Annotated in this window: 20 protein-coding genes, 1 other RNA gene and 1 pseudogene; 11 read left to right on the forward strand and 11 right to left on the reverse strand. The window is 65.9% G+C overall.

From position 1 onward, the window contains the following. Nucleotides 1-19: 19 nt before the first annotated feature. From H7A76_RS01860 to H7A76_RS01875, 4 genes are all read right to left on the reverse strand, one after another. Nucleotides 20-1,138 (reverse strand): ABC transporter permease, encoded by a 1,119-nt coding sequence (locus H7A76_RS01860; RefSeq protein ID WP_185696949.1) that lies wholly within the window; start codon nucleotides 1,136-1,138, stop codon nucleotides 20-22. Next, nucleotides 1,138-3,861, reverse strand: coding sequence for a ribosome-associated ATPase/putative transporter RbbA (rbbA, locus tag H7A76_RS01865; protein ID WP_185696950.1), 2,724 nt, complete (start codon nucleotides 3,859-3,861; stop codon nucleotides 1,138-1,140). The genes H7A76_RS01860 and rbbA overlap by 1 nt, the downstream gene beginning before the upstream one ends. Next, nucleotides 3,858-4,823, reverse strand: a complete 966-nt coding sequence (locus tag H7A76_RS01870; RefSeq protein WP_022641756.1) for an HlyD family secretion protein — start codon at nucleotides 4,821-4,823, stop codon at nucleotides 3,858-3,860. Before H7A76_RS01870 ends, rbbA begins: the two co-directional genes overlap by 4 nt. Nucleotides 4,824-5,001: 178 nt before the next feature. Next, entirely contained in the window at nucleotides 5,002-5,451 is a 450-nt protein-coding gene (locus tag H7A76_RS01875) for an EVE domain-containing protein (RefSeq protein WP_022641755.1), read from the reverse strand. A 196-nt stretch (nucleotides 5,452-5,647) separates the two neighbouring features. On the opposite strand from H7A76_RS01875, the gene H7A76_RS01880 reads away from it, so the two are divergent. Then, a complete protein-coding gene (locus H7A76_RS01880; RefSeq protein ID WP_164485043.1) occupies nucleotides 5,648-5,794 on the forward strand; it encodes a hypothetical protein in 147 nt (48 codons plus the stop codon). Between the two features lie 24 nt (nucleotides 5,795-5,818). On the opposite strand, the gene H7A76_RS01885 is transcribed toward H7A76_RS01880, so the two are convergent. The 4 genes from H7A76_RS01885 to H7A76_RS01900 form a co-directional block, all read right to left on the reverse strand. Next, nucleotides 5,819-6,424 (reverse strand): 5-formyltetrahydrofolate cyclo-ligase, encoded by a 606-nt coding sequence (locus tag H7A76_RS01885; RefSeq protein ID WP_185696951.1) that lies wholly within the window; start codon nucleotides 6,422-6,424, stop codon nucleotides 5,819-5,821. Nucleotides 6,425-6,511: 87 nt separating this feature from the next. Beyond that, nucleotides 6,512-6,690, reverse strand: a non-coding RNA gene (gene ssrS, locus H7A76_RS01890) — 6S RNA. Nucleotides 6,691-6,713: 23 nt separating this feature from the next. After that, nucleotides 6,714-7,037: a cell division protein ZapA gene (locus tag H7A76_RS01895; RefSeq protein ID WP_185696952.1), complete on the reverse strand. Its 324-nt coding sequence runs from the start codon at nucleotides 7,035-7,037 to the stop codon at nucleotides 6,714-6,716. After that, nucleotides 7,034-7,243, reverse strand: a complete 210-nt coding sequence (locus H7A76_RS01900; protein WP_011064144.1) for a TIGR02449 family protein — start codon at nucleotides 7,241-7,243, stop codon at nucleotides 7,034-7,036. The genes H7A76_RS01895 and H7A76_RS01900 overlap by 4 nt, the downstream gene beginning before the upstream one ends. A 215-nt stretch (nucleotides 7,244-7,458) precedes the next feature. On the opposite strand from H7A76_RS01900, the gene H7A76_RS01905 reads away from it, so the two are divergent. The 9 genes and pseudogenes from H7A76_RS01905 (at nucleotide 7,459) to gcvH (ending at nucleotide 16,941) form a co-directional block, all read left to right on the forward strand. Next, nucleotides 7,459-8,016 carry a YecA family protein gene (locus tag H7A76_RS01905; RefSeq protein ID WP_022641750.1) on the forward strand — a complete coding sequence of 186 codons (558 nt, stop codon included), beginning with the start codon at nucleotides 7,459-7,461 and terminating at the stop codon, nucleotides 8,014-8,016. 23 nt (nucleotides 8,017-8,039) lie between these two features. Continuing rightward, nucleotides 8,040-9,374, forward strand: a complete 1,335-nt coding sequence (pepP, locus tag H7A76_RS01910) for a Xaa-Pro aminopeptidase (RefSeq protein ID WP_185696953.1) — start codon at nucleotides 8,040-8,042, stop codon at nucleotides 9,372-9,374. Further along, nucleotides 9,371-10,558, forward strand: a complete 1,188-nt coding sequence (gene ubiH, locus H7A76_RS01915; RefSeq protein ID WP_185696954.1) for a 2-octaprenyl-6-methoxyphenyl hydroxylase — start codon at nucleotides 9,371-9,373, stop codon at nucleotides 10,556-10,558. Before pepP ends, ubiH begins: the two co-directional genes overlap by 4 nt. Further along, a pseudogene (locus H7A76_RS01920) lies at nucleotides 10,551-11,037 on the forward strand (DUF4442 domain-containing protein). The gene ubiH and the pseudogene H7A76_RS01920 overlap by 8 nt, the downstream one beginning before the upstream one ends. 9 nt (nucleotides 11,038-11,046) lie before the next feature. Continuing rightward, nucleotides 11,047-12,267: a 2-octaprenyl-3-methyl-6-methoxy-1,4-benzoquinol hydroxylase gene (locus H7A76_RS01925; protein ID WP_185697251.1), complete on the forward strand. Its 1,221-nt coding sequence runs from the start codon at nucleotides 11,047-11,049 to the stop codon at nucleotides 12,265-12,267. Between the two features lie 161 nt (nucleotides 12,268-12,428). Beyond that, nucleotides 12,429-13,430 carry an extracellular solute-binding protein gene (locus tag H7A76_RS01930; protein WP_185696955.1) on the forward strand — a complete coding sequence of 334 codons (1,002 nt, stop codon included), beginning with the start codon at nucleotides 12,429-12,431 and terminating at the stop codon, nucleotides 13,428-13,430. Nucleotides 13,431-13,649: 219 nt separating this feature from the next. Then, nucleotides 13,650-15,266, forward strand: coding sequence for an ABC transporter permease (locus H7A76_RS01935; protein WP_185696956.1), 1,617 nt, complete (start codon nucleotides 13,650-13,652; stop codon nucleotides 15,264-15,266). A gap of 154 nt (nucleotides 15,267-15,420) precedes the next feature. After that, nucleotides 15,421-16,503 carry a glycine cleavage system aminomethyltransferase GcvT gene (gcvT, locus tag H7A76_RS01940; protein ID WP_185696957.1) on the forward strand — a complete coding sequence of 361 codons (1,083 nt, stop codon included), beginning with the start codon at nucleotides 15,421-15,423 and terminating at the stop codon, nucleotides 16,501-16,503. Nucleotides 16,504-16,557: 54 nt separating this feature from the next. Then, complete coding sequence (gene gcvH, locus H7A76_RS01945) at nucleotides 16,558-16,941, forward strand: glycine cleavage system protein GcvH (protein WP_068576033.1); 384 nt, start codon at nucleotides 16,558-16,560, stop codon at nucleotides 16,939-16,941. A 42-nt stretch (nucleotides 16,942-16,983) separates the two neighbouring features. Here the strand turns inward: gcvH and H7A76_RS01950 are convergent, their stop codons facing one another. Then, nucleotides 16,984-18,123, reverse strand: coding sequence for a DegT/DnrJ/EryC1/StrS aminotransferase family protein (locus tag H7A76_RS01950; protein ID WP_185696958.1), 1,140 nt, complete (start codon nucleotides 18,121-18,123; stop codon nucleotides 16,984-16,986). 193 nt (nucleotides 18,124-18,316) lie between these two features. Between H7A76_RS01950 and gcvP the strand changes: the two genes are divergently transcribed. Further along, complete coding sequence (gcvP, locus tag H7A76_RS01955; protein WP_185696959.1) at nucleotides 18,317-21,181, forward strand: aminomethyl-transferring glycine dehydrogenase; 2,865 nt, start codon at nucleotides 18,317-18,319, stop codon at nucleotides 21,179-21,181. Here gcvP and H7A76_RS01960 read toward each other — a convergent pair. Both H7A76_RS01960 and H7A76_RS01965 read right to left on the reverse strand, forming a co-directional pair. Next, nucleotides 21,172-22,104 carry a fumarylacetoacetate hydrolase gene (locus H7A76_RS01960; protein ID WP_185696960.1) on the reverse strand — a complete coding sequence of 311 codons (933 nt, stop codon included), beginning with the start codon at nucleotides 22,102-22,104 and terminating at the stop codon, nucleotides 21,172-21,174. The two genes, gcvP and H7A76_RS01960, sit on opposite strands and share 10 nt — an antisense overlap. Continuing rightward, on the reverse strand, nucleotides 22,097-23,389 hold the full coding sequence (locus H7A76_RS01965; RefSeq protein WP_260497891.1) for an MFS transporter: 1,293 nt from the start codon (nucleotides 23,387-23,389) through the stop codon (nucleotides 22,097-22,099). The genes H7A76_RS01960 and H7A76_RS01965 overlap by 8 nt, the downstream gene beginning before the upstream one ends. Nucleotides 23,390-23,474 lie beyond the last annotated feature (85 nt).

Raw genomic sequence — 23,474 nt, forward strand, 5'->3', positions numbered from 1 at the left:
TCGGCGTCCCGAGGCAACCTCAGGACGCCAGGCTCTTGCGAAACCGCGCCAGGGCGATGGCGAAGAACGCCAGGCCGATCGCGCCCAGGGCCAGCAGGTCGGGCCAGACCACGCTGACGCCGGCGTCGCGGAACAGGATCGCCGCGCTCAAGCTGACGAAATGCGTCGACGGCGAACCCTGCATCACCCATTGCAACCACTGCGGCATGCTGTCCAGCGGTGTACTGCCGCCGGATAACAGCAGCATCGGAATGATCACCGGGATCGCCAGCAAGCCGAACTGCGGGGTCGAGCGGGCCAAAGTGGCGAGGAAGATGCCCAGGGCCGTGCTGGCGAACAGATAGAGCGCGGTGACCATCAGGAACAGGCCCAGGGAACCGGCCAGCGGTACGCCCAGCAGGCCCTTGACGATCACCTCCAGCGATATCCAGGTGCACAGCACCACCACCAGCATGTTGCTCCAGATTTTCGCCAGCATGATCTCCAGGGCCGTGAGCGGCAGCACCAGCAAGTGGTCGAGGGTACCGTGCTCGCGTTCGCGCAGCAGCGCGGTGCCGGTGAGCACGATGGCCAGGATGGTGATGTTGTTGACGATCTGGATCACCGCGAGGAACCAGCCGCCCTGCAGGTTGGTGTTGAACAGTGCACGGGTGGTCAGCAGGGCCGGGGCCTTGGCGGGGGCGTCCCCTTGGCCGGCGTAGTCGAGCAGCTCGCGCTGGAAGATCCGGCCGATGTAGCCCGCCCCCATGAAGGCCTGGCTCATGGCGGTGGCGTCGACGTTGACCTGCACCGCCGGCTGGCGCCCGGCCAGCAGGTCGTTCTGGAAGTTGGCCGGGACGTTGATCACGAAGGTGTACTGCCCGCTGTCCAGCACTGCGTCCAGCCGGTCGTAGGGCAGGGTTGCCGGGGCCTGGAATTCCGGCGGTTGCAGGGACTCTCCCAGCAGGCGCGACAGTGCGCTGTGGTCCTCGTCCACCAGCGCCACGCTGGCGTTGTGCACGCCGATCACCGAACCGGCGGCTGGCAAGTAGATGGCCACGGTGAAGGCGTACATCAGGAACAGCAGCAGCACGCTGTCATGGCGCAGGCTCGTCAGTTCCTTGAGGCCCAGGCGCAGGATATGGGCAAACCGGTTCATCAGACCTCCTGCTTTTTCAACATGACCAGGCTCAGCCCGGTGAAGCCGAGGAAGAACCCCACCAGCGCCAGGCACTGGGGCCAGAGTTCACGCACGTCCAGGGCCTTGGTGAAGGTGCCGACCGCGATGTCGAGGAAGTAGCCCGCGGGGAACAGCTGGCCCATGACCGCCGCCGAACCGTCCAGGGACGAGCGCGGCACGATCAGCCCGGAGAACTGGATGGTCGGCAGGCTGGTGATGATCATGGTGCCCAGGATCGCCGCGATCTGGGTGCGGGTGAAGGCTGAGATCAGCAGGCCCATGCTGGTGGTGGCCAGCACGTACAGCACCCCGCCCAGGGCCAGGGTCAGGCCGCTGCCCTTGAACGGTACGCCGAACAACCAGCGGTTCATGGCCACCAGCAACCCCAGGTTGATCAGGCTGACGGCCAGGTAGGGCGCCTGCTTGCCCAGGAGGAATTCCAGGCGCGTCAGCGGCGTGGCGTAGAAGTTGGTGATCGAACCCAACTCCTTCTCGCGGACGATGCCCAAGGCGGTGAGCATGGCCGGGATGAACGCCAGGATCAGCGCCATGACGCCGGGGCCGATGGCGTTCACGCTGATCACGTCCTGGTTGTAGCGGAAGCGGGTTTCCAGCTTGGCCGCAGGCCGCGAGTTGCGCGGCAGGCTGCTGTGTTCGGCCAGCAGTTCGAGGTTGCCCTGGTGCACCGCCTCGACATAATTGCGGCTGGTCTCCGCGCGAAACGGCATGCCACCGTCGAGCCAGGCGGCGACCACGGGCTGGCGCCCGGCATAGAGGTCGCGGCCGAAGCCGGGAGGGATTTCCAGGGCCAGCTTGATCTCCGAGCGTTGCAGGCGTCGGTGCAGCTCGGCGGCGTTGCGGATCGTTGGTTTTTCCTCGAAGTAGCGTGAGCTGCGGAAGGCTTCCAGGTAGGCGCGGCTTTGTGGGGTCTGGTCCTGGTCGTAGACGGCGAAGGCCAGCTTCTCCACATCCAGGGAAATACCGTAGCCGAAGATCACCATCATGAAGATCGCTCCGAGCAGGGCGAACCCCAGGCGCACCCGGTCGCGCAGCAGTTCCTTGCCTTCGCGGGTGGCCACCGCCAGCAACCGCGCCAGGCTCAGGCCCGAGCGCACGGGGGCGCTGGCCGCGGCCGGGGCTGCTGGTTCCGGTTGGGCGGGAGGTGGAGTGTCCGGGGTGCCCTGGGCGTCTTCCAGGCAACGCACGAAGGCCGCTTCCAGGGTCTCGCCGGCGTACTGGCGCTGCAGCGCCTCTGGGGTATCGCAGGCCAGTACCTTGCCGGCGTGCATCAGGGAAATGCGGTCGCAGCGCTGGGCTTCGTTCATGAAGTGGGTGGACAGGAAGATGGTCACGCCCTGTTCCCGGGACAGCTCCACCAGCAGGCGCCAGAAGTCGTCGCGGGCCGCCGGGTCGACCCCGGACGTGGGCTCGTCGAGGATCAGCACTTCCGGCCGGTGCAGCACCGCCACCGCCAGCGACAGGCGCTGGCGCAAACCCAGGGGCAGGGCGCCGGACTGCTGTCCGGCGATTGCGCCCAGGTCGAAGCGTTGGATAAGTTCCTCGATGCGCGGGCCGCTCTGGTCCCAGGGCAAGTCGAACAGCCGAGCGTGCAGCTCCAGGTTCTGGCGCACGCTGAGCTCGCCGTACAGCGAGAAGCTCTGGGACATGAAACCGACCCGCTTGCGGGTGGCCAGGTCCTTGGCGTTCACCGGGTTGCCCAGCAGCTTGGCGCTGCCCTCGGTGGCCGGCATCAGCCCGGTGAGGACCTTCATGGTGGTGGTCTTGCCGCAGCCGTTGGAGCCCAGGAAGCCGAAGATCTCCCCCCGGCCGATGGCGAAGCTGACCTTGTTCACGGCGGTGAAGTCGCCGAAGCGCAGGGTCAGTTCATGGGCCTCGATGGCGATGTCCTGGTTGGCGCCGGAGCGGGGCGGGATCGCCAGCGGCGGATGGTCCTGGCCGCCGTCGCCCTGGAAGTGGGTGAAGGCGTCGTCCAGCTTGCCGCTGGCGGTGACCTTGGCCAGCTCCTGGCTCAGGCCCTGGGCGATCAGCCGGCCGCGATCGAGCATCAGGCAATGCTCGAACTGCTCGGCTTCCTCCATGTAGGCGGTGGCCACCAGCAGCGTCAGCTGTGGCCGTTGCTGGCGCACGTTCTCCACCAGTTCCCAGAAGCGTCGGCGCGAGAGCGGGTCGACGCCGGTGGTCGGTTCGTCGAGGATCAAAAGGTCCGGCTCGTGGATCAGCGCGCAACACAGGCCGAGCTTCTGTTTCATCCCGCCTGACAGCTTGCCGGCCGGGCGCTCGGCGAAGCGCAGCAGGTCGGTGGCCAGCAGCAGGCTGTGCATGCGTTGCGCGCATTCCTTGGCGGGCAGGCCGAACAGGGTGGCAAAGAAGCGGATGTTCTCGCTGATGGACAGCTCGGGGTACAGGTTGCCGCCCAGGCCCTGGGGCATGAAGGCGATGCGCGGATAGAGGCTGCTGCGGTGGCGCCGCTGGGTAATGTCGCCACCGAGCACCTGGAGCTGGCCCTGCTGGAGTTTCTTGACCCCGGCGATCAGCCCCAGCAGGCTCGACTTGCCGGCGCCGTCCGGGCCGATCAGGCCGCAACGGGTGCCTGCCGGCAGGCTGAAGGCGATATCGACCAGGGCCTGTTGCGGACCATAGCGATGAGCGATGCCGGTCGCTTGCAGCGCCAGGCCGCTCATTGCAGGTTAGCCGGCCAGTCCACGGGTGCGGTGCGCACGTAGCCGGCACCGGGCATGCCCGGCTTGGCTTGTGGCACGGCGGCGGGTTGGGTCAGGCGCACCTTGACCCGGAACACCAGTTTCTGGCGTTCGTCGCGGGTCTCCACTTCCTTGGGGGTGAACTGGGACTTGGCCGCGACGAAGTTGATCTTCGCCGGCAGTGGCTGGTTGGGCAGGCCGTCGAGCAACAGGCGCGCTTCATCGCCCACGGTCAGGCGACCGGCGACGGAGGCGGGCAGGTAGAGGTTCATGTACTGGTCGTTGGGATCGATCAGCAACAGCACCCGGCCACCCGCGCCCAGGACCTCGCCAGGTTCGGCCAGGCGCAGCTGGATGATGCCGTCGATGGGCGCGCGCAGGCTGCTGTCGTCGATTTCGCTGATGAGTTGGGCCACCTGGGCCTGGGCGGCGCCGATGGCGGCCTTGACCGAGGCGACCTGGGCCTGGGCCGCCAACACGGCCGCGTTGCCGGTGCTCAGGCGGGCTTGCTGCTGGTCGATGATCTGCTGGCTGGCGAAGCCGCGACGGAACAGCTCCTGGGAGCGCTTGAGTTCCTGGTTGGCCAGTAGCAGTTCGCTCTGGCGCAACTGCACATTGGCTTCGGCGGCAGAGAGGTTTTCCCGGGCCCTGGCCACTTCGGCCTCGGCCTGGGCGCGCTGGGCTTCCAGGGTCCGGGTATCCATGCGTGCCAGCAGTTGGCCCTGGAGCACCTTGTCGCCCTCATGGACCCGCACCTCGGCCAGGCGTCCCGGGATCTTGCTGGCGATCTGCACCTCGGTGGCTTCCAGGCGGCCGTTGCCCATGCTCAAGCCTTCTGGCAGGCGGTCCTGGAGGGATTTCCAATAGCCAAAACCACCGGCGGCGAGCAATAGGATCAAGAGGGAAACAGCGAAAACACGGGAGGAACGGCGGTTCTTCGACATGGGGTCTGCGTCCTGCGGCTATAGCGTCCTAGTCTGACGAACCTCAAGCCTGGGCCGCTTGATGCTCGTCAAATATAAAGGGCGCTAGCCTAACCTCAATGTTTGCGGGCTGCATGGTGGACGTGACAAAAAACCGGCAACGCTGCCATGGCTTGCATGGCCATGGCGTGCGCGGGGCTCAGCGCAGGGCAAGTACCGCCGCCCACTGCTCGGCGGTTACGGGCATCACCGAGAGGCGGCTGCCTTTGTGCACCAGGGGCATCTCGGCAAGGGCCGCTTGCTGCTTGAGGTAATCCAGGCGCAGGACCTTGCCGAAGGTCTGCACATGGGCCACGTCGATAGCGCTCCAGGCGTTCTTCTCGGCGCTGGACTTGGGATCGAAATAGACGCTGTCCGGCTCCAGGGCGGTGGGGTCGGGGTAGGCGGCCTTGACGATCCGGCCAATCCCGGCGATGCCCGGCTCGGGGCAGCTGGAATGGTAGAAGAAGAACTCGTCGCCCTCGGCCATGGCCCGCAGGAAGTTGCGCGCCTGGTAGTTGCGCACACCATCCCAGCGTGCCTGGCCGAGTGCCTGCAGGCCTTCGATGGAGAGCTCGTCCGGCTCGGATTTCATCAGCCAATAGGCCATGCGCTTGCCCTCCGACAAGGTGGATGAACGGGTGATCTGGCAATTTTATGACAAACCGACGGTCGGTTGACGCCAGCATTTGCGTGTCGGTTCACGTTATCGCAAAATGCCGGGATTTTAAGCTTGACGCTGCCGCATGGCTTGTTATGGATGCCGTGCCGCCAGCGTGTGTGATTTGCCTGAGGGGGGGCAATCGATGAAACGCCAACCGGATTTGCTATGGATTTTGGTTATTTTGTTCGGTTTGGGCGTTGTGACCACCGGTTATGCACAGAGCCTATGGGCCAGCAAGACCGATGCTCCGGTCGAGATCGCACAACAGCAGCAACCCCTCAAGCGCTGAGTCAGCGTCGATAGAATGCGGCGCCTAGCGGGCGCCGTACCATTCCCGATCGGTCACCGTGCCCTGCAGCGGCACATCCCAGCTGGCCTGATCCAGTTTTCCGACTTTCTGGCATTCATGGGCCAGCCCCAGCAGCTTCGGCTTGCGCCATGTTTTCCGGCGCGCCAGATAGGCCAGGCTGCGGTCGTAGAATCCACCGCCCATCCCTAGGCGTCCTCCCTCTTCATCGAACCCCACCAGCGGCAACAGCACCAGGTCCAGGGCCCAGACCTTGCGCTGGCGGGCGACATTGATCCTGGGTTCGAGAATGCGAAAGCGATTGAGCCGCAGCTGCTCGCCCGGACGAATGCGCTGGAAGACCATCTTGGTCCGGGGCCAGGCGCTGAGGACCGGCAGGTAGGTGGCCTTGCCCCGGCGCTGGGCGGCGCGCAACAGCAGGCGCGGGTCGATTTCACCGTCGGTGGGCAGGTACAGCGATAGATGCCGCGCACGGCGAAATACCGGATCCTGCGCCAGTTGCCGATACAAGCCACGGGCGGCCTGGCGCTGCTGGGCGGGTGTCAGGGAGCGACGGGCTTTACGCAGCATGCGGCGAAGTTGCGGGCGGGAGGGCAGCGCAGGTTCGGTCATGGAGGAGGCTTTGCAAGTCGGGATGGCAGGACAGCCTACCCGGAAAAACCAATGCCAGCATGGATAACTGGCATTGATCGATGATTCAGGCTCCCCAGGCGAACCGCTGTCGACTTAGCCCTTGAACCCGAGAGTTCAAGGCGGGAGATGCAGCAGGCTTTAAGGCTTTCCGTCTAGCGGACATGCACACCAGCCCAACGTGCAACTTCCAGGGTAGTGCAAATCGGCTCAGGGACATCGCCAACTGGCAAGCACCCCAGGGAGTGGCGGGAGTATAACGCAACCGCTGTCAGGAATCAGCCTTGCTTGCGTCCGATTCTGTCGCCAGGACCAGGTCGACCCGCTCCAGCAGGTCGCGTACCTGTTCGCGGGTGGTCGCGCTGGCCTGCACGTCCGGGCGCTCCTGGCGATGCAGCAGGTCGTGGGTGATGTTGAGGGCGGCCATGACTGCGATCCGGTCGGCGCCGATGACCTTGCCGCTGCTGCGGATCTCGCGCATCTTGCCGTCCAGGTAACGGGCGGCGCTCACCAGATTGCTGCGTTCTTCCTGGGGGCAGATGATCGAATATTCTTTGTCGAGGATCTGCACGGTAACGCTATTGCTTGAACTCATGAGTCTTGCTCCAGGGCCTTGAGGCGCGAAATCATCGATTCGACCTTACGCCGGGCGATTTCGTTTTTTTCAATGAGGTGCGCGCGTTCCTCGCGCCAGGTCTTTTCCTGAGCTAGTAAGAGTGCGTTTTGACTCTTTAGTTGCTCGACCCGGGTAATCAGCAGTTCGAGTCTGGCCATCAGTGCGTGCAGGTCGGTGTCTTCCATTGTGTCCCACTGAATTTGATCTGATGAGTGGCAACTGGCGGGACAGCCCCGGCGCATCCGGTGCTGTCCGCTCGGCAAACTGTCCGTCACCCAAGGCCCCGCGGACCGTTGTGACGGGGCGCAGGGCACAACGCGACGCTGGCAATGAATGATGACACGCCCTACGATACAAGGCCTTCATTCTAGACATTGCGCCGCTTGGCGCCTAGCTGCCCATGCCCATTCAGAACTCCCCTTACGATGCCTTCGCCACCCTGCTCAGCAGCAGCGGTCATTCTGTTTCTCCCGCCGAGCTGCATGGCCTGTTGCTGGGGCGCAGTTGCGCCGGCGCCGGCTTTGAAGTCGACGGCTGGCTGGTGGACGCTGCCGAGCTGCTCGAAGGCGAACCTCAGGAAAACGTACGCAACGCCTTGATCGGCCTGCAGGAAATGGTCAAGGGCGAGCTCACCAGCGACGACATGACCGTGGTCCTGCTGCTGCCCAGCGACGATGCTCCGCTGGCCCAGCGTGCCACCGCCCTTGGCCAGTGGTGCCAGGGTTTCCTCTCCGGTTTCGGCCTCAACTTCCGCGACAGCAGTGCCCTGAGCACCGAAGGTACGGAAGTGTTGCAGGACCTTGCAGCCATCGCCCAGGTCCAGGACGCGCTGGAAGAATCCGACGACGGTGAGAACGACTACATGGAAGTGATGGAGTACCTGCGGGTCGCGCCGCTGCTGCTGTTCACCGAAACCAACAAGGCCGGCGCACCGGCTGCCAAGCCTTCTCTGCATTGACCTGACAGGGACCGGGCCTGCCCATGATCCATATCCCGAAAGCTGAATACAGCCGGCGCCGCAAGGCGCTCATGGCGCAGATGGAGCCCAACAGCATCGCGATCCTGCCGGCGGCGGCCGTGGCCATTCGCAATCGCGACGTGGAGCACGTCTACCGCCAGGACAGCGACTTCCAGTACCTCAGCGGCTTTCCCGAGCCCCAGGCGGTGATCGTGCTGATGCCCGGTCGCGAGCATGGCGAGTACGTGCTGTTCTGCCGCGAGCGCAATGCCGAGCGCGAGCTCTGGGATGGCCTGCGGGCGGGCCAGGAGGGGGCGATCCGCGACTATGGCGCGGACGATGCCTTTCCCATCACCGACATCGACGACATCCTCCCGGGGCTGATCGAGGGGCGTGACCGGGTCTATTCGGCCATGGGCAGCAACCCCGAGTTCGACCGGCACCTGATGGAGTGGATCAACGTGATCCGTTCCAAGGCCCACCTGGGCGCCCAGCCACCGAACGAATTCGTTGCCCTGGATCATCTGCTGCACGATATGCGCCTGTATAAATCGGCGGCGGAAGTGAAGGTGATGCGCGAGGCCGCGCGGATTTCCGCCCAGGCGCATATCCGGGCGATGCAGGCCAGTCGTCCAGGGTTGCATGAGTACAGCCTGGAGGCCGAGCTGGACTACGAGTTCCGCAAGGGCGGGGCGAAGATGCCGGCCTACGGGTCCATCGTCGCGGCCGGGCGCAACGGTTGCATCCTGCACTACCAGCAGAATGATGCCGTGCTCAAGGACGGTGACCTGGTGCTGATCGACGCCGGCTGCGAAATCGACTGCTATGCCAGCGACATCACCCGCACTTGGCCGGTCAATGGTCGGTTCTCGCCGGAGCAGAAGGCGATCTACGAGCTGGTGCTGGCCGCCCAGGAGGCCGCCTTCGCCGAGATCGCCCCGGACAAGCACTGGAACCAGGCTCACGAAGCGACGGTCCGGGTGATCACCGCCGGCCTGGTGACGCTGGGCCTGCTGGAAGGCAATGTTGACGAGTTGATCGCCAGCGAAGCCTACAAGGCGTTCTACATGCACCGTGCCGGGCACTGGCTGGGCATGGATGTACACGATGTCGGCGAGTACAAGGTCGGCGGCGAGTGGCGGGTGCTGGAGGTCGGCATGGCGCTGACCGTGGAGCCGGGCATCTACATCTCCCCGGACAACCAGCAAGTGGCGAAGAAGTGGCGCGGCATTGGCGTGCGCATCGAGGACGACGTGGTAGTGACCAAGCAGGGCTGTGAAATTCTGACAGGCGGCGTGCCCAAGAGCGTGGCCGAGATCGAGGCGTTGATGGCCGCCGCCCGGGGCCAGGCGTCATGAGTCGGGTCAATCTCGCCATCATCGGTGGCGGCCTGGTCGGCGCCAGCCTGGCCCTGGCCCTGCAAGCCGGGGCCAAGGCCCGGGGCTGGAAGATCGTGCTGATCGAACCCTTCGCTCCTGGCGACAGTTTCCAGCCCAGCTATGACGCGCGCTCCTCGGCGCTGTCCTTCGGCGCGCGACAGATCTACCAGCGCCTGGACCTGTGGCAGGCAATCTCCCGGCGCGCCGAGCCGATCAAGCAGATCCATGTGTCCGACCGTGGTCGTTTCTCCACGGCGCGGCTGTCGGCCATGGAAGAGGGCGTCCCGGCCCTGGGTTACGTGGTGGAGAACGCCTGGCTCGGCCAGTGCCTGTGGCAAGGGCTGGACCAGGACGTGATCAGCTGGCGCTGTCCGGCCGAGGTCACCCGCCTGGAGCCCCTGGAAGGCGGCTACCGCCTGACCCTGAATGACGAGACCACCCTTGAGTGCGACCTCGCGGTGCTGGCCGATGGCGGCCGCTCCAGCCTGCGTGAGCAACTGGGCATCGGGGTTCGCAAGCGCCCTTACAACCAGAGTGCGCTGATCGCCAACATCACCCCCAGCGAAGCCCATGGCGGCATGGCCTTCGAGCGTTTCACCGACGACGGGCCCATGGCCTTGTTGCCGCTGCCGGAAAACCGTTGCGCGCTGGTCTGGACCCGCCAGGGCATGGACGCCCAGCGCCTGGCCGAGCTGGACGAACGCAGCTTTCTCAGCGAATTGCAGGGAGTGTTCGGTTATCGCCTGGGCACTCTCAAGCAAGTGGGCGCCCGGCACCTGTATCCGCTCTCTCTGGTGGAGGCCGAGGAACAAGTGCGCCCGCACCTGGTGGTGCTGGGCAACGCCGCCCACAGCCTGCACCCGATCGCCGGCCAGGGATTCAACCTGTCCCTGCGCGATGCCCAGGCCCTCGCCGATGCCCTGCTCGGCAGCGAACGCGCGCCGGGCGACTTCTCGGTGCTGCAGGCCTATCGCGAGCGCCAGCGCCTCGACCAGGACCTGACCGTAGGCTTCTCCGACCAGGTCACGCGGCTGTTCGGCAGCAAGCTACCGCTGCTGTCGCTAGGGCGCAACCTCGGCTTGCTCGGCCTGGACCTGCTGCCGCCGGCCAAGCGCTGGTTCGCCCGCCAGGCCATGGGCCTGGGTGTTCGCCCGGATGCGTGACGGGTTGGCCCGGCGTGTCGGCAAGGCACGCCTGTTGCGTTGGGTGTTGAATCTGTACCCGCCCTACTTCGGCGCAGGAGTACGGATTCGCCATATCGCCGCAGACTTTCGCGAGGTCCGGGTGTCCATGGGCCTGGGCTGGTACAACCGCAACTATGGTCGGCACCCAGTTCGGCGGCAGCCTGTATTCGATGGTGGACCCGTTCTTCATGTTGATGCTGATGGAAAACCTGGGACGCGACTACATCGTCTGGGACAAGGCCGCGGCCATCGACTTCATCGCACCGGGCAAGGGCCCGGTGTTCGCCCGGTTCAGCATCGACCAGGCCCTGATCGACCAGATCCGCCAGCACACCGCTGGCGGAGAAAAGTACCTGCCGCAGTTGCAGGTCGAGATTCACGATGGCTCCGGCACCCTGGTGGCGCGGGTCGACAAAACCCTTTATGTGCGGCTCAAGCCGCAAGCGAGACAGGCCTAAAGCATGGAAATGCGCGCAGATGTGCTGATTGTCGGAGCCGGCATGGTCGGCAGTGCCCTGGCCCTGGCGTTGCAGGGCAGCGGCCTGGAAGTGCTGCTGCTCGACGGTGGATCCCTGAGTGTCAAGCCTTTCGACCAGCAGGCGCCGTTCGAGCCCCGGGTCAGTGCCCTGTCGGCGGCCAGCCAGCGGATCCTGCAGCGCCTCGGCGCCTGGGACGGCATTGCCCGGCGCCGTAGCAGTCCCTACCGCGACATGCAGGTCTGGGATGGCAGCGGCACCGGCCAGATCCACTTCTCGGCGGCCAGCGTGCATGCCGAGGTATTGGGGCATATCGTCGAGAACCGAGTGGTCCAGGATGCCTTGCTCGAACGCCTGCATGAGTGCGACATCGGTTTGCTGGCCAATGCCCGGCTGGAGCAGATGCGCCGCTCCGGCGACGACTGGCTGCTGACCCTGGCCGATGGGCGGAGCCTGCGGGCGCCGCTGGTGGTGGCCGCCGACGGTGCCAACTCGGCGGTGCGCCGCCTCACCGGTTGCGCTACGCGGGAGTGGGATTACCTGCACCACGCCATCGTCACCAGCGTGCGCAGCAGCCAGCCCCACCAACTGACGGCCTGGCAGCGCTTCACCGACACCGGCCCGCTGGCCTTTTTGCCCCTGGTGCGGGATGGCCAGCACGACTGGTGCTCCATCGTCTGGTCCACCACGCCCGCCGAGGCCGAGCGCCTGATGGCCCTGGACGACGCAGGCTTCTGCGCCGAGCTGGAGCGGGCCTTCGAAGGGCGCCTGGGCCAGGTGCTTGGCGCCGATCCACGGCTCTGCGTGCCGCTGCGCCAGCGCCATGCCAAGCGCTACGTGGCCGAGGGCCTGGCGCTGATCGGCGATGCGGCCCATACCATCCATCCGCTGGCGGGGCAGGGGGTCAACCTCGGGTTCCTCGATGCCGCGGTGCTGGCCCAGGTGTTGCTGGAGGCCGCCGGACGTGGCGAGCGCCTGGCCGAGGTCAAGGTGCTGAGCCGTTTCGAGCGCAAGCGCATGCCCCACAACCTGGCGCTGATGGCCGCCATGGAGGGCTTCGAGCGGCTGTTCCAGGCCGATCCGCTGCCGCTGCGCTGGCTGCGCAACACCGGCCTGAAGGTGGTCGACCAGATGCCCGAGGCCAAGGCCCTGTTCGTGCGCCAGGCACTGGGCCTGAGTGGCGACCTGCCGGAGCTGGCCCGGGCCGAGTGATCCGGGTCCAGGGAGGTGCCTGACGATGACGAGCAGGCGCCGCCGCACAGAGCAAGGCTGCCCGCGCAACATCTGGTTACTCCTCGGCTCCGGGTTCGGTTGAGCCAGCAAATGGGAGTCCTTATCATTTCGCCTCACTTTGCATACGAGAGACTGCTCCCATGTTGGCACCGAAGCGTCTACTGACCGCCCTGGCACTCACCCTCATCGCCGGCACCGCCCAGGCCGCCGACGAAGTGGTGGTCTACTCCTCGCGTATCGACGAGCTGATCAAGCCGGTGTTCGATGCCTACACCCAGAAGACCGGGGTGAAGATCAAGTTCATCACCGACAAGGAAGCGCCGCTGATGCAGCGCATCAAGGCCGAGGGCGAGAACGCCACCGCCGACCTGCTGCTGACCGTGGACGCCGGCAACCTCTGGCAGGCCGAGCAGATGGGCATCCTGCAGCCCTTCATCTCCAAGGTCATCGACAGCAACATTCCCCTGCAATACCGCTCTTCCAGCCACGCCTGGACCGGCCTGAGCCTGCGGGCGCGGACCCTGGCCTACTCCACCGAGCGGGTCAAGCCGGGCGAGCTGACCACCTACGAGGCCCTGGCCGGCAAGCAATGGGAAGGCCGCCTGTGCCTGCGCACTGCGAAGAAGGTCTACAACCAGTCGCTGACCGCCACCCTGATCGAGACCCACGGCGCGGACAAGACCGAGGAAATCCTCAAGGGCTGGGTCAACAACCTGTCCACCGATGTGTTCTCCGACGACATCGCCGTGCTGGAAGCCATCAACGCCGGCCAGTGCGACGTGGGTATCGTCAACACCTACTACTACGGCCGCCTGCACAAGCAGAAACCGAACCTGGCGGTGAAGCTGTTCTGGCCGAACCAGGGCGATCGCGGAGTGCACGTCAACCTGTCGGGAATCGGCCTGACCCAGCATGCACCGCATCCGGAGGCCGCCAAGGCGCTGGTGGAATGGATGACCACCCCTGAAGCGCAGAAGATCTTCGCCGACGTCAACCAGGAGTTCCCGGCCAACCCGGCGGTGGCGCCGTCCGCCGAAGTCGCCAGCTGGGGCAAGTTCGTGGCCGATACCCTGCCGGTGGAAATCGCCGGCAAGCGCCAGGCCGAGGCCATCCGCCTGATGGACCGCGCTGGCTGGAACTGAGCCTACCGTTATACTGCGCCCCGCTTTTGCGGGGCGTTTTCTTTCGCGGCCCAGCTTTTTGTGACGAGGGAGCGTGCTCCCGCTTCAGCGCGCGGCGCTGGCAAACCCTGATTTCGTGAGTCAACTGTCGGAGTGGGTCTGCAACCCTTGGGGCGGCTCCCTCGCCACGCGTGTCTTGCACCAGTATTTTTGTCTGTTCAATCTGCCCGAGAGTTTTTTGTGGCCCATCCCGCCCAACGTCGTTGGTATCCCCTGGTCTTTGCCGTCGCGGCCCTGGTCCTGCTGCCGCTGAGCGTACTGCTGTTTTCCTGGCAGGCGGTCGACCAACAGATCTGGTCCCACCTGTGGGAGACCCAGATGCCGCGCCTGCTCGGCAATACCCTGACCCTGGTGCTCGGGGTCGGCGTCGGGGTCACGTTGCTCGGGGTGAGCCTGGCCTGGCTCACCAGCCTCTGCGAATTCCCCGGGCGGCGCTGGCTGGACTGGGCGCTGATGCTGCCGTTCGCGATCCCGGCCTATGTGCTGGCCTTCGTCTTCGTCGGCCTGCTGGACTTTTCCGGGCCAGTGCAAAGCCTGTTGCGGGAGTGGTTCGGCAGTGGCCTGCGGCTGCCCAGGGTGCGCTCCACCGGCGGGGTCATCCTGGTGCTGGTGCTGGTGTTCTACCCCTACGTCTACCTGCTGGCGCGCAGTGCCTTCCTGGCCCAGGGCAAGGGCTTGATGGAGGCCGCGCGGGTGCTCGGGCAATCGCCCTGGCAGGCCTTCTGGCGCGTGGCCCTGCCCATGGCCCGACCGGCCATCGGCGCCGGCGTGGCCCTGGCGTTGATGGAGACCCTGGCGGACTTCGGCGCGGTGGCGGTGTTCAACTTCGACACCTTCACCACGGCCATCTACAAGACCTGGTACGGCTTCTTCAGCCTGTCCAGCGCCGCGCAGCTGGCCAGCCTGTTGCTGCTGGCGGTGATGCTGGTGCTGTACGGCGAGCGGCGTGCCCGGGGCGCCAGCCGTACCGGCAACGAGCGCCCTCGGGGCAAGGCCCTGTACCAGCTGCGGGGATTCAAGGCGCTGGCGGCCAGTGGCTGGTGCCTGCTGGTGTTCGCCTGCGCCTTCGTGATTCCGCTGCTGCAACTGCTGGCGTGGTTCTGGCAGCGTGGGCGCTTCGATCTGGACGAGCGCTACGCCGGCCTGATCGTCCACACCTTGTACCTGGGCGGCATGGCGGCCCTGATAACGGTCAGCGTGGCCTTGCTGCTGGCCTTCGCCCGGCGCCTGGCGCCGACCCGGGGCATCCAGGCGGGCGTCAGCCTGGCCAACCTGGGCTACGCCTTGCCGGGGTCGGTGCTGGCGGTGTCGATCATGTTGGCCTTCAGCTACCTGGATCGCGAACTGGTGATCCCGCTGTCCGCCTGGCTGGGCGGAGCTGGCAAACCCTGGTTGCTGGGTAGCCTCTGCGCCTTGTTGCTGGCCTACCTGGTGCGCTTCATCGCCGTGGCCTACGGCCCCCTGGAAACCAGCCTGGAGCGCATCCGCCCGTCACTGCCGGAAGCCGCCCGCAGCCTGGGAGTCGGTGGCCCGCGACTGTTTTTCAAAGTGTATCTCCCGCTGCTGCTACCCGGGACCTTGAGCGCCGCCCTGCTGGTGTTCGTCGATGTGCTCAAGGAAATGCCCGCCACCTTGCTGATGCGCCCGTTCGGCTGGGACACCCTGGCGGTGCGGATTTTCGAAATGACCAGTGAGGGAGAGTGGGCGCGGGCTTCGCTGCCGGCCCTGACCCTGGTGCTGGTGGGACTGTTGCCGGTGATCGGCCTGATCCGTCGCTCGGCCCATCGAATCGGTTAGGTGTCAGCCCGCCACCTTGCGGCTACAATGCGCGGCATTCGGTGCGGTCTGTTGTTTGGCCGGGACGCTGGAACCGGCTGGAAGCCATGTATTCCAAGGCTTTCACCTTTGCAGCGCCAGGCCGCACCCTCGCCACGCCCGGAAGGAGAAACCCATGGGACAGCGTACGCCTCTGTATGACCTGCATCTCGCCCTCGGCGCGAAAATGGTCGATTTTGGCGGTTGGGATATGCCCTTGCATTACGGCTCGCAAGTCGAGGAACACCATCAAGTGCGCCGGGATTGCGGAGTGTTCGATGTATCCCACATGACCGTGATCGATGTCGACGGCGACCAGGCCAAGGCTTGGCTCCAGCACTTGCTGGCCAATGACGTCGAGCGCCTGCAAAGCCCCGGCCAGGCCTTGTACAGCGCCATGCTCAACGAGCAGGGCGGCATCGTCGACGACATGATCGTCTACCGTCTCCAAGACAGTTATCGCCTGGTGGTCAACGCCGCGACCCGCCAGCAGGACCTGGCCTGGATGCAGGCCCACCTGGGCGACTTCCAGGTCCGGCTGCGCGAGCGGGCGGAACTGGCCATGCTGGCGATCCAGGGGCCCCAGGCGCGCCAGCGCATCGCCGAGCTGGTGAGCCAGCCCCGGGCCACCCTGATCCAGCAACTCAAGCCTTTCGAGGGCCGTGCCGACGGTGACTGGTTCATCGCCCGCACCGGCTACACCGGTGAAGACGGCCTGGAGATCGTCCTGCCCGCCGAGCAGGCGCCGGCCTTTTTCAACGACCTGGTGGGCGCGGGCATCTCGCCCATCGGCCTTGGCGCCCGTGACACCCTGCGCCTGGAAGCCGGCATGAACCTCTATGGCCAGGACATCCACCAGCAGGTTTCACCCTTGGTGGCGAACATGGCCTGGAGCATCGCCTGGGAGCCGGCTACGCGCCAGTTCATCGGTCGTGCCGCCCTGGAAGCGGAGCGGGCGGGTGGAATACAGCACAAACTGGTGGGCCTGGTGCTCGAGGAACGTGGCGTCCTGCGGGCGCATCAGGTGGTACGCATCGCCGATGTTGGCGAAGGTGAGATCACCAGTGGTAGTTTCTCCCCTACGCTGAGCAAGTCGATTGCCCTGGCGCGGGTACCGATGGCCACCGGCGATCGGGCCGAAGTGGAAATCCGTGGCAAGTGGTACCCGGTGCGGGTAGTCAAACCGACCTTCGTGCGCCATGGCAAAACCTTGATCTAACATTTTTGCAGCCGGCATTGCGCCGCTGATCATTTCTTCTTGAGGACATAGAACATGAGCGATATCCCTGCCCACCTGCGTTTTGCCGAAAGCCACGAATGGGCCCGCCTGGAAGCCGATGGCAGCGTGACCGTGGGTATTAGCGACCACGCCCAGGAGGCCCTGGGCGACGTGGTATTCGTCGAGCTGACCGAAGTCGGCAAGGTGTTCGGGGCAGGGGACCAGGCCGGCGTCGTGGAGTCGGTCAAGGCCGCTTCGGACATCTACGCCCCGGTGGCGGGTGAAGTGATCGAGGTCAACGAGGAGCTGAGCGCCAGCCCTGAACTGCTCAACAGCGAGCCGTACGACGCCTGGATCTTCAAGCTCAAGCCGGCCAATCCGGCGGACCTGGAAAAATTGCTGGACGCCGCAGGCTACAAGGCCTCCATCGGCGAATAAGGCATACGCGGCCGGCCCTCGAGCGGGCCGGCCGCGAGTCCATTACCTCTGCAACACCTCTTTGACCGCGGCTACCGCGCGCTCCACATCGCTCTTGTCCATCGCCGTGAACATTGGCAACGACACGATCAGGCGTCCCACCCGTTCCGCTACCGGGAACATCCCTTCCTTGAAGCCGCGTTCGCGGTAAAGGCTCAACAGGTGAATCGGCGGGTAGTGATAGCCGATGCCGATACCCCGTTGCTGCATCTGCTCCATGAAGGTCGCGCGGGCCGGCTGGCCATCCTGGCGCTCGGGCAATACCAGCTGGAACAGGTGCCAGTTGCTGTTGCTGAAGTCCGCAGGTGGCAGCTGGGCGCCGTAGCGTTCCTGGAAATCGCTGCCGAAGCATTCGAAATAGTGCCGGGCCAGCTCGCGGCGGTGGGCGGTGATCGCCTCGATATGGGCAAACTGCCCGAGGCCGATGGCCGCGGCGACGTCGGTCATGTTGAACTTGCCGCCCAGCACATCCACGTCCAGGCCGTCGTGGCCGCTGCGGGTCACCCCTTGCAGGCGATATTTCTCGGCCAGGCGCGCTTCTTCCGGGGTATTGAGCACCAGGCAGCCACCTTCGGAGCAGGTGACGTTCTTGTTGGCCTGGAAGCTGAACGACACGAAGTCGCCGCCCGCGCCGATGCGCTGGCCGTTCCAGCTGGAGCCCAGGGCCTGGGCGGCGTCCTCCACCACCCGCAGGCCATGCTTGCTGGCCAGGGCGTAGAGGCGGTCCATGTCCAGCGGCAGGCCGGCCAGGTACACCGGGATGATGGCCTTGGTGCGCGGGGTGATGGCGGCCTCGACCTGGTCCAGGTCGAGGTTGCGGGTTACCGGGTCGATGTCGGCGAACACCGGCGTGGCGCCCACTTCGAGGATCACGTTGGCGGTGGCGACCCAGGAGATCGGCGTGGTGATCACTTCGTCGCCCGGGCCGATGCCGGCGATGCGCAGGGCGATCTCCATGGTGCAGGTGCCGGAGTTGAAGGTGCGCACGGTGCGGCCGCCGCAGAACTGCGAAAGCTGCGCCTCGAAGGCCTGGACCTTGGGACCGCTGGTGATCCAGCCCGAGCGCAGCACCTCGCCGACGGCGGCGATGGTGGGTTCATCGATGGTGGGTTTGGAGAACGGCAGGAAAGGCAGTTGGCTCATGACGATGGGACACCCGATAAGCGGACGCTGGGAACATGGATTGAGGCGCGCCGGGGGGGGGGCGCGCTGACGCCCAGCATGATGGTCCCGAATGCCTCGGGACGCCAGAGCGTCGAGGGGCAGAATCGGCTGCTATGCTGCTTGGCACCCTGTCGCATCGACGCTGAGCGCCGTTCATCGGAGAGAGACTGCCATGCCATCCCTGACCCAGCTACGTGAGCCCAATGCATTTCTCGACCGGCACCTGGGACCCGATGCCCAGGAGCAGCAAGCCATGCTTGCCAGCCTCGGGCTCGGCAGCCGGGTCGAGCTGATCGAGCAGACGGTGCCGCCGGCCATTCGCTTCAATCGAGCCCTGGACCTGCCACCGGCCCTCGACGAGACGGCGGCCCTGGCGCGGCTCAAGGGCTATGCGGCGCAGAACCAGGTCTGGACCAGCCTGATCGGCATGGGTTACCACGGCACTCGCACGCCCAACGTGATCCTGCGCAACGTGCTGGAAAACCCCGGCTGGTACACCGCCTATACCCCTTACCAGCCGGAGATCGCCCAGGGCCGGCTCGAGGCGCTGCTGAATTTCCAGCAGATGACCATCGACCTCACCGGCCTCGACCTGGCCAATGCCTCGCTGCTGGACGAAGCCACCGCCGCGGCCGAGGCCATGGCCATGGCCAGCCGTGTGGCCAAGTCCGGGAGCAAGCGGTTCTTCGTCGACGAACATTGCCATCCGCAGACCCTCTCGGTGCTGCGGACCCGGGCCGAGGGCTTGGGTTTCGAACTGGTGGTCGATAGCCTCGACAAGCTGCCTGGGCACGAGGTCTTCGGCGCCTTGTTGCAGTACCCGGATACCCACGGCGAGATCCGCGACCTGCGGCCGCTGATCGATCAATTGCATGCCCGCCAGGCCCTGGCCTGCGTCGCCACCGACCTGCTCAGCCTGTTGCTGCTGACCCCGCCTGGCGAGCTGGGTGCGGACGTGGTGCTGGGTTCGTCCCAGCGCTTTGGCGTGCCCATGGGCTACGGTGGTCCCCACGCGGCCTTTTTCGCCTGCCGCGACGAATACAAGCGGGCCATGCCCGGACGCATCATCGGCGTGTCCCGTGATGCCCGGGGCCAGGTGGCGCTGCGCATGGCCTTGCAGACCCGCGAGCAGCACATCCGCCGCGAGAAGGCCAACTCCAATATCTGCACCGCCCAGGTGCTACTGGCCAACATCGCCGCTTTCTACGCGGTGTACCACGGCCCCAAGGGGCTCAAGCGCATCGCCCAGCGGGTGCACCGGCTGACCTGCATTCTCGCTGCGGGGCTGGAGCGCCATGGCATCGCCCGGGTCAACCGGCACTTCTTCGACACCCTGACCCTGGAGGTGGGCGGCAGCCAGACCGCGATCATCGAGAGCGCCAGGGCCCAGCGGATCAACTTTCGGATCCTCGGCCGTGGCCGGCTGGGCCTGAGCCTCGACGAGACCTGCGACGAAACCACCGTCGCCCGGTTGCTGGATGTGTTCCTGGGCGCCGACCACGGCCTGGACGTAGCCGTGCTGGATGCCGAGGAGCTGGAGTCCGGCCTGCCCGATGAGCTGCTGCGCCGCAGCCCGGTGCTGGAGCATCCGGTGTTCAGTGCCCATCACAGCGAGACCCGGATGCTGCGTTACCTCAAGCAGTTGGAGAACAAGGACCTGGCGCTCAACCAGTCGATGATTCCCCTGGGCTCCTGCACCATGAAGCTCAACGCCAGCAGCGAGATGATCCCCATCACCTGGCCGGAGTTCGCCGACCTGCACCCCTTCGCGCCCCGGGAGCAGGCCGCCGGCTACCGCTTGATGATCGAGGAGCTGGAGCGCTGGCTGTGCGCGATCACCGGTTTCGATGCCATCTGCATGCAGCCCAACTCCGGGGCCCAGGGCGAATATGCCGGGCTTTTGGCCATCCGCCGCTACCACGAGAGCCGTCGGCAAGGGCAACGCAATATCTGCCTGATCCCGGCCTCGGCCCACGGCACCAACCCGGCCTCGGCGCAGATGGCCGGGATGCAGGTGGTGATCGTCGAGTGCGACGAGGCCGGCAACGTCGACCTGGCGGACCTGGCGGCCAAGGCCGCGCAGGCCGGCGAGCGCTTGTCCTGCCTGATGGCGACCTATCCCTCGACCCATGGGGTCTATGAAGAAGGCATCCGCCAGATCTGCGAAGTCGTCCACAGCCATGGCGGCCAGGTGTACATGGATGGTGCCAACCTCAATGCCCAGGTGGGCCTGGCCCGGCCCGCAGACATCGGCGCCGACGTCTCGCACATGAACCTGCACAAGACCTTCTGCATTCCCCACGGCGGCGGTGGCCCGGGCATGGGGCCGATCGGCGTGCGCGCGCACCTGGCGCCCTTCGTCGCCAACCATCCGGTGGTGCCGATTGATGGCCCGTTGCCCCAGAACGATGCGGTCAGCGCCGCGCCCTGGGGCAGTGCGAGCATTCTGCCCATCAGCTGGATGTACATCGCCATGATGGGGCCGCAGCTGGCCGATGCCAGCGAGGTGGCGATCCTCGCCGCCAACTACCTGGCCACCCAGCTCAGCGGCGCCTTCCCGGTGCTCTACAGCGGGCGCAACGGGCGGGTGGCCCATGAGTGCATTCTCGACCTGCGGCCCTTGAAGGCGTTGACCGGGATTACCGAGGAGGACGTGGCCAAGCGCCTGATGGATTACGGCTTCCATGCGCCGACCATGTCGTTCCCGGTGCCGGGCACGCTGATGGTCGAGCCCACGGAGAGTGAGTCCAAGGCCGAGCTGGACCGGTTTGTCGAGGCCATGCTGAGCATTCGCGCCGAGATCGCCCAGGTCCAGGAGGGCCAGTGGCCGGCCGAGGACAATCCGCTCAAGGGCGCGCCCCATACCCTGGCCGATATCACTGGTGCCTGGACGCGGGCCTACAGCATCGAGCAGGCGGTCTTGCCCAGTGCCCATGTGCGGGCCCACAAGTACTGGCCGGCGGTGAACCGGGTGGACAATGTCTATGGCGACCGCAATCTCTTCTGCGCCTGCGTACCGGTGGACGCCTACCGCTGAGCCGGTTGCCAGGCCGAGCGGACAGCCTGGGCGCGGGTCCGGCGCGGCTGGGCGTCGAGAGGGTACAGGTGCAGCAGTTCTTCCTCGACGACCTGGTTGCTCAGGCCCAGCTCCAGTTCCGGGCAATCCAGGTCCAGCCAGTCGCCATGTTGCAGTTGCAGTTCGCTCTCGCGTCGGCTGGCGCTGTGGAACACATAGTGGACCATGCCCGGCTGCAGGAACTGTTCGTGCTGTTCGAGGAAGGCCTGGGAGTACTTGCGAATCGCCCCCCAGGCCTGCTGGTCGAGGCGGTAGCTGAGGTAGGACAGCTGCGCACCCTGGCGCTCGACCCGGACGTTGAGCGACAGGCTGCCCTGCAGCTCGCCGAGGATCAGCGCCGGGGTGATCGCGCAGTGGCGCAGGCGCGACTGCGCGCAGGAGCTGGCGTCCTGGCGGCTCAGCAGCGGGTCGCGGATGTCATGGCCGAGGCTGAAACCTACGAACCGCAGCTGGCCGAAATGATCCACCAGGTACACGCAGACCACCCCGGGTTGGCTGGCGATGCTCAGGGCGTGATAAGGAACGGTCAGTGGCTCGCCGTCGGTCTTGAGCAGGCTGCCATTGCCCTTGTAGAACCAGCCCTGGTGGGTGTGCTGGGTATTGAGGGTGACTTCGCTGACCTGGACCAGCAGGCTGTCGCTGGGCTTGAGGGGCGGGCGCAACGGGCCTTCCTGGCGTCCGTCGACGGCGAGTTGGGGATGGGGCGGCAGGCTACGCAAGTGCTCGTTCCAGTCCAGGTGCCGCCGGGCGCAGAACTGCAGGGTCTCGTACAACCCGCCATGTTCGGAGAGCGCCCGCACACTGCGGCCATTGTGCAAATCGAACAGCCCGATGGCGCGCTGGTCCTTGTGGCAGACATCCAGCAACAGCAGGTAATCATCCATGATTCTCTAGTCCTCGATCGGCAAGGGGGCGGGAAGGCAAGGGGCGTGGCTCCAGGCTTGGTGCGCGGCCGGGCTCGAGGGCGTTTTCCTTGAGCAGCAACGACAGCAGCAGGCCGGCCAGGCTGCCGCTCAGGGCGACATACAGGATCGACGGCAGGCCGAAATGATTGGCGGCGAACCCGGCTACCGCCGGCGACAGCCCGCCACCGAGGATCTCGCCGAGGCCCACGACGATCCCGGTCGCAGTGGGCAGCAGGGCCGCGGGCACCGACTCGCTGGTCAGCGGGCCGACGGTCATGCAGATCAGGCTGAAGTTGAAGAATGACAGCAGGAACAACAACAGGAACAGCAACCAGGGAATGGCCGGGCTGACGATCAGCAGGCCGACCAGGGTGCTACTGCTCATGAAGCACGCCGAGACCACCGGCTTGCGCCCCAGGCGATCGGACATCCCGGGGATGATCAACTGGCCGATGAAGCCGCCCAGGCCGATGGCCGAGATGATGAAGGCCATGGACAGGGTTTCCAGGTGCAGGTAGTCGGTCAGGTAGCTGGGCAGCATGGCGCAGAGCACGAACTGGCAGGTGAGGATGCAGAACATGATCAGGATGTTCAGGCTCACGTTGCCGCTCTTGAAGGCTGCCAGCCAGCGCGTCCCGGCATGGCCGCAGGCCTGGTCGGCGGTGGGGGCCGGCTGTGGCCGGTAGACCTTCCACAGGTAGGCGGCCAGTACCAGGCCCGGCAGCGAGATGATGGCGAATACGGCACGCCAGGAGCCGGTCATCTGCAACAGGCTGGCGGCGATCAGCGGGCCCAGGCACAGGCCGAGAATCGGGAACAGCGCCTGCTGGATTCCCAGGTTCAGGCCACGTCGGCCGGGACGCGACACTTCGTTGGTGACGATGATGCTGGTGGGCGTGAAGGCACCTTCGCAGATGCCCATCAACCCGCGCAGGATCACCAGTCCCAGCACGCCGGTGGCCAGCGCGGAAAAACCGGACAGCAAGGACAGGACGGTGATGGACACCACCAGCACGCGGCGGGTGCCCAGGCGTTCGATCACGCTGCCCATGCCCAGGGCCGACAGGCCCCAGGTGAAGGCCAGCGCGGCGGACAGGTAGCCCAGGTCCTGATAGTCCAGGTGCAGGTCATGCATGATCACCGGGAACAGCGGCAGGATGATGAAGCGATCCAGCCCCACCAGCCCGAAGCTCAATGACAGCAATAGCACCATGGATCTTTCGTAGCGGCTGTTGGCCGCCGTGATTGGCATTCCAGTGTTCATCGCTCAGCTTCCTTGGCAAACCATGAACTCGGCGCGAGGCGCCGTGGGGGTACGGCCTGACGCTGCCTTGTAGCCCGGCAGCGTC

It is taken from the genome of Pseudomonas sp. MSSRFD41 (assembly GCF_014230245.1).
Taxonomy (GTDB): domain Bacteria; phylum Pseudomonadota; class Gammaproteobacteria; order Pseudomonadales; family Pseudomonadaceae; genus Aquipseudomonas; species Aquipseudomonas piscis.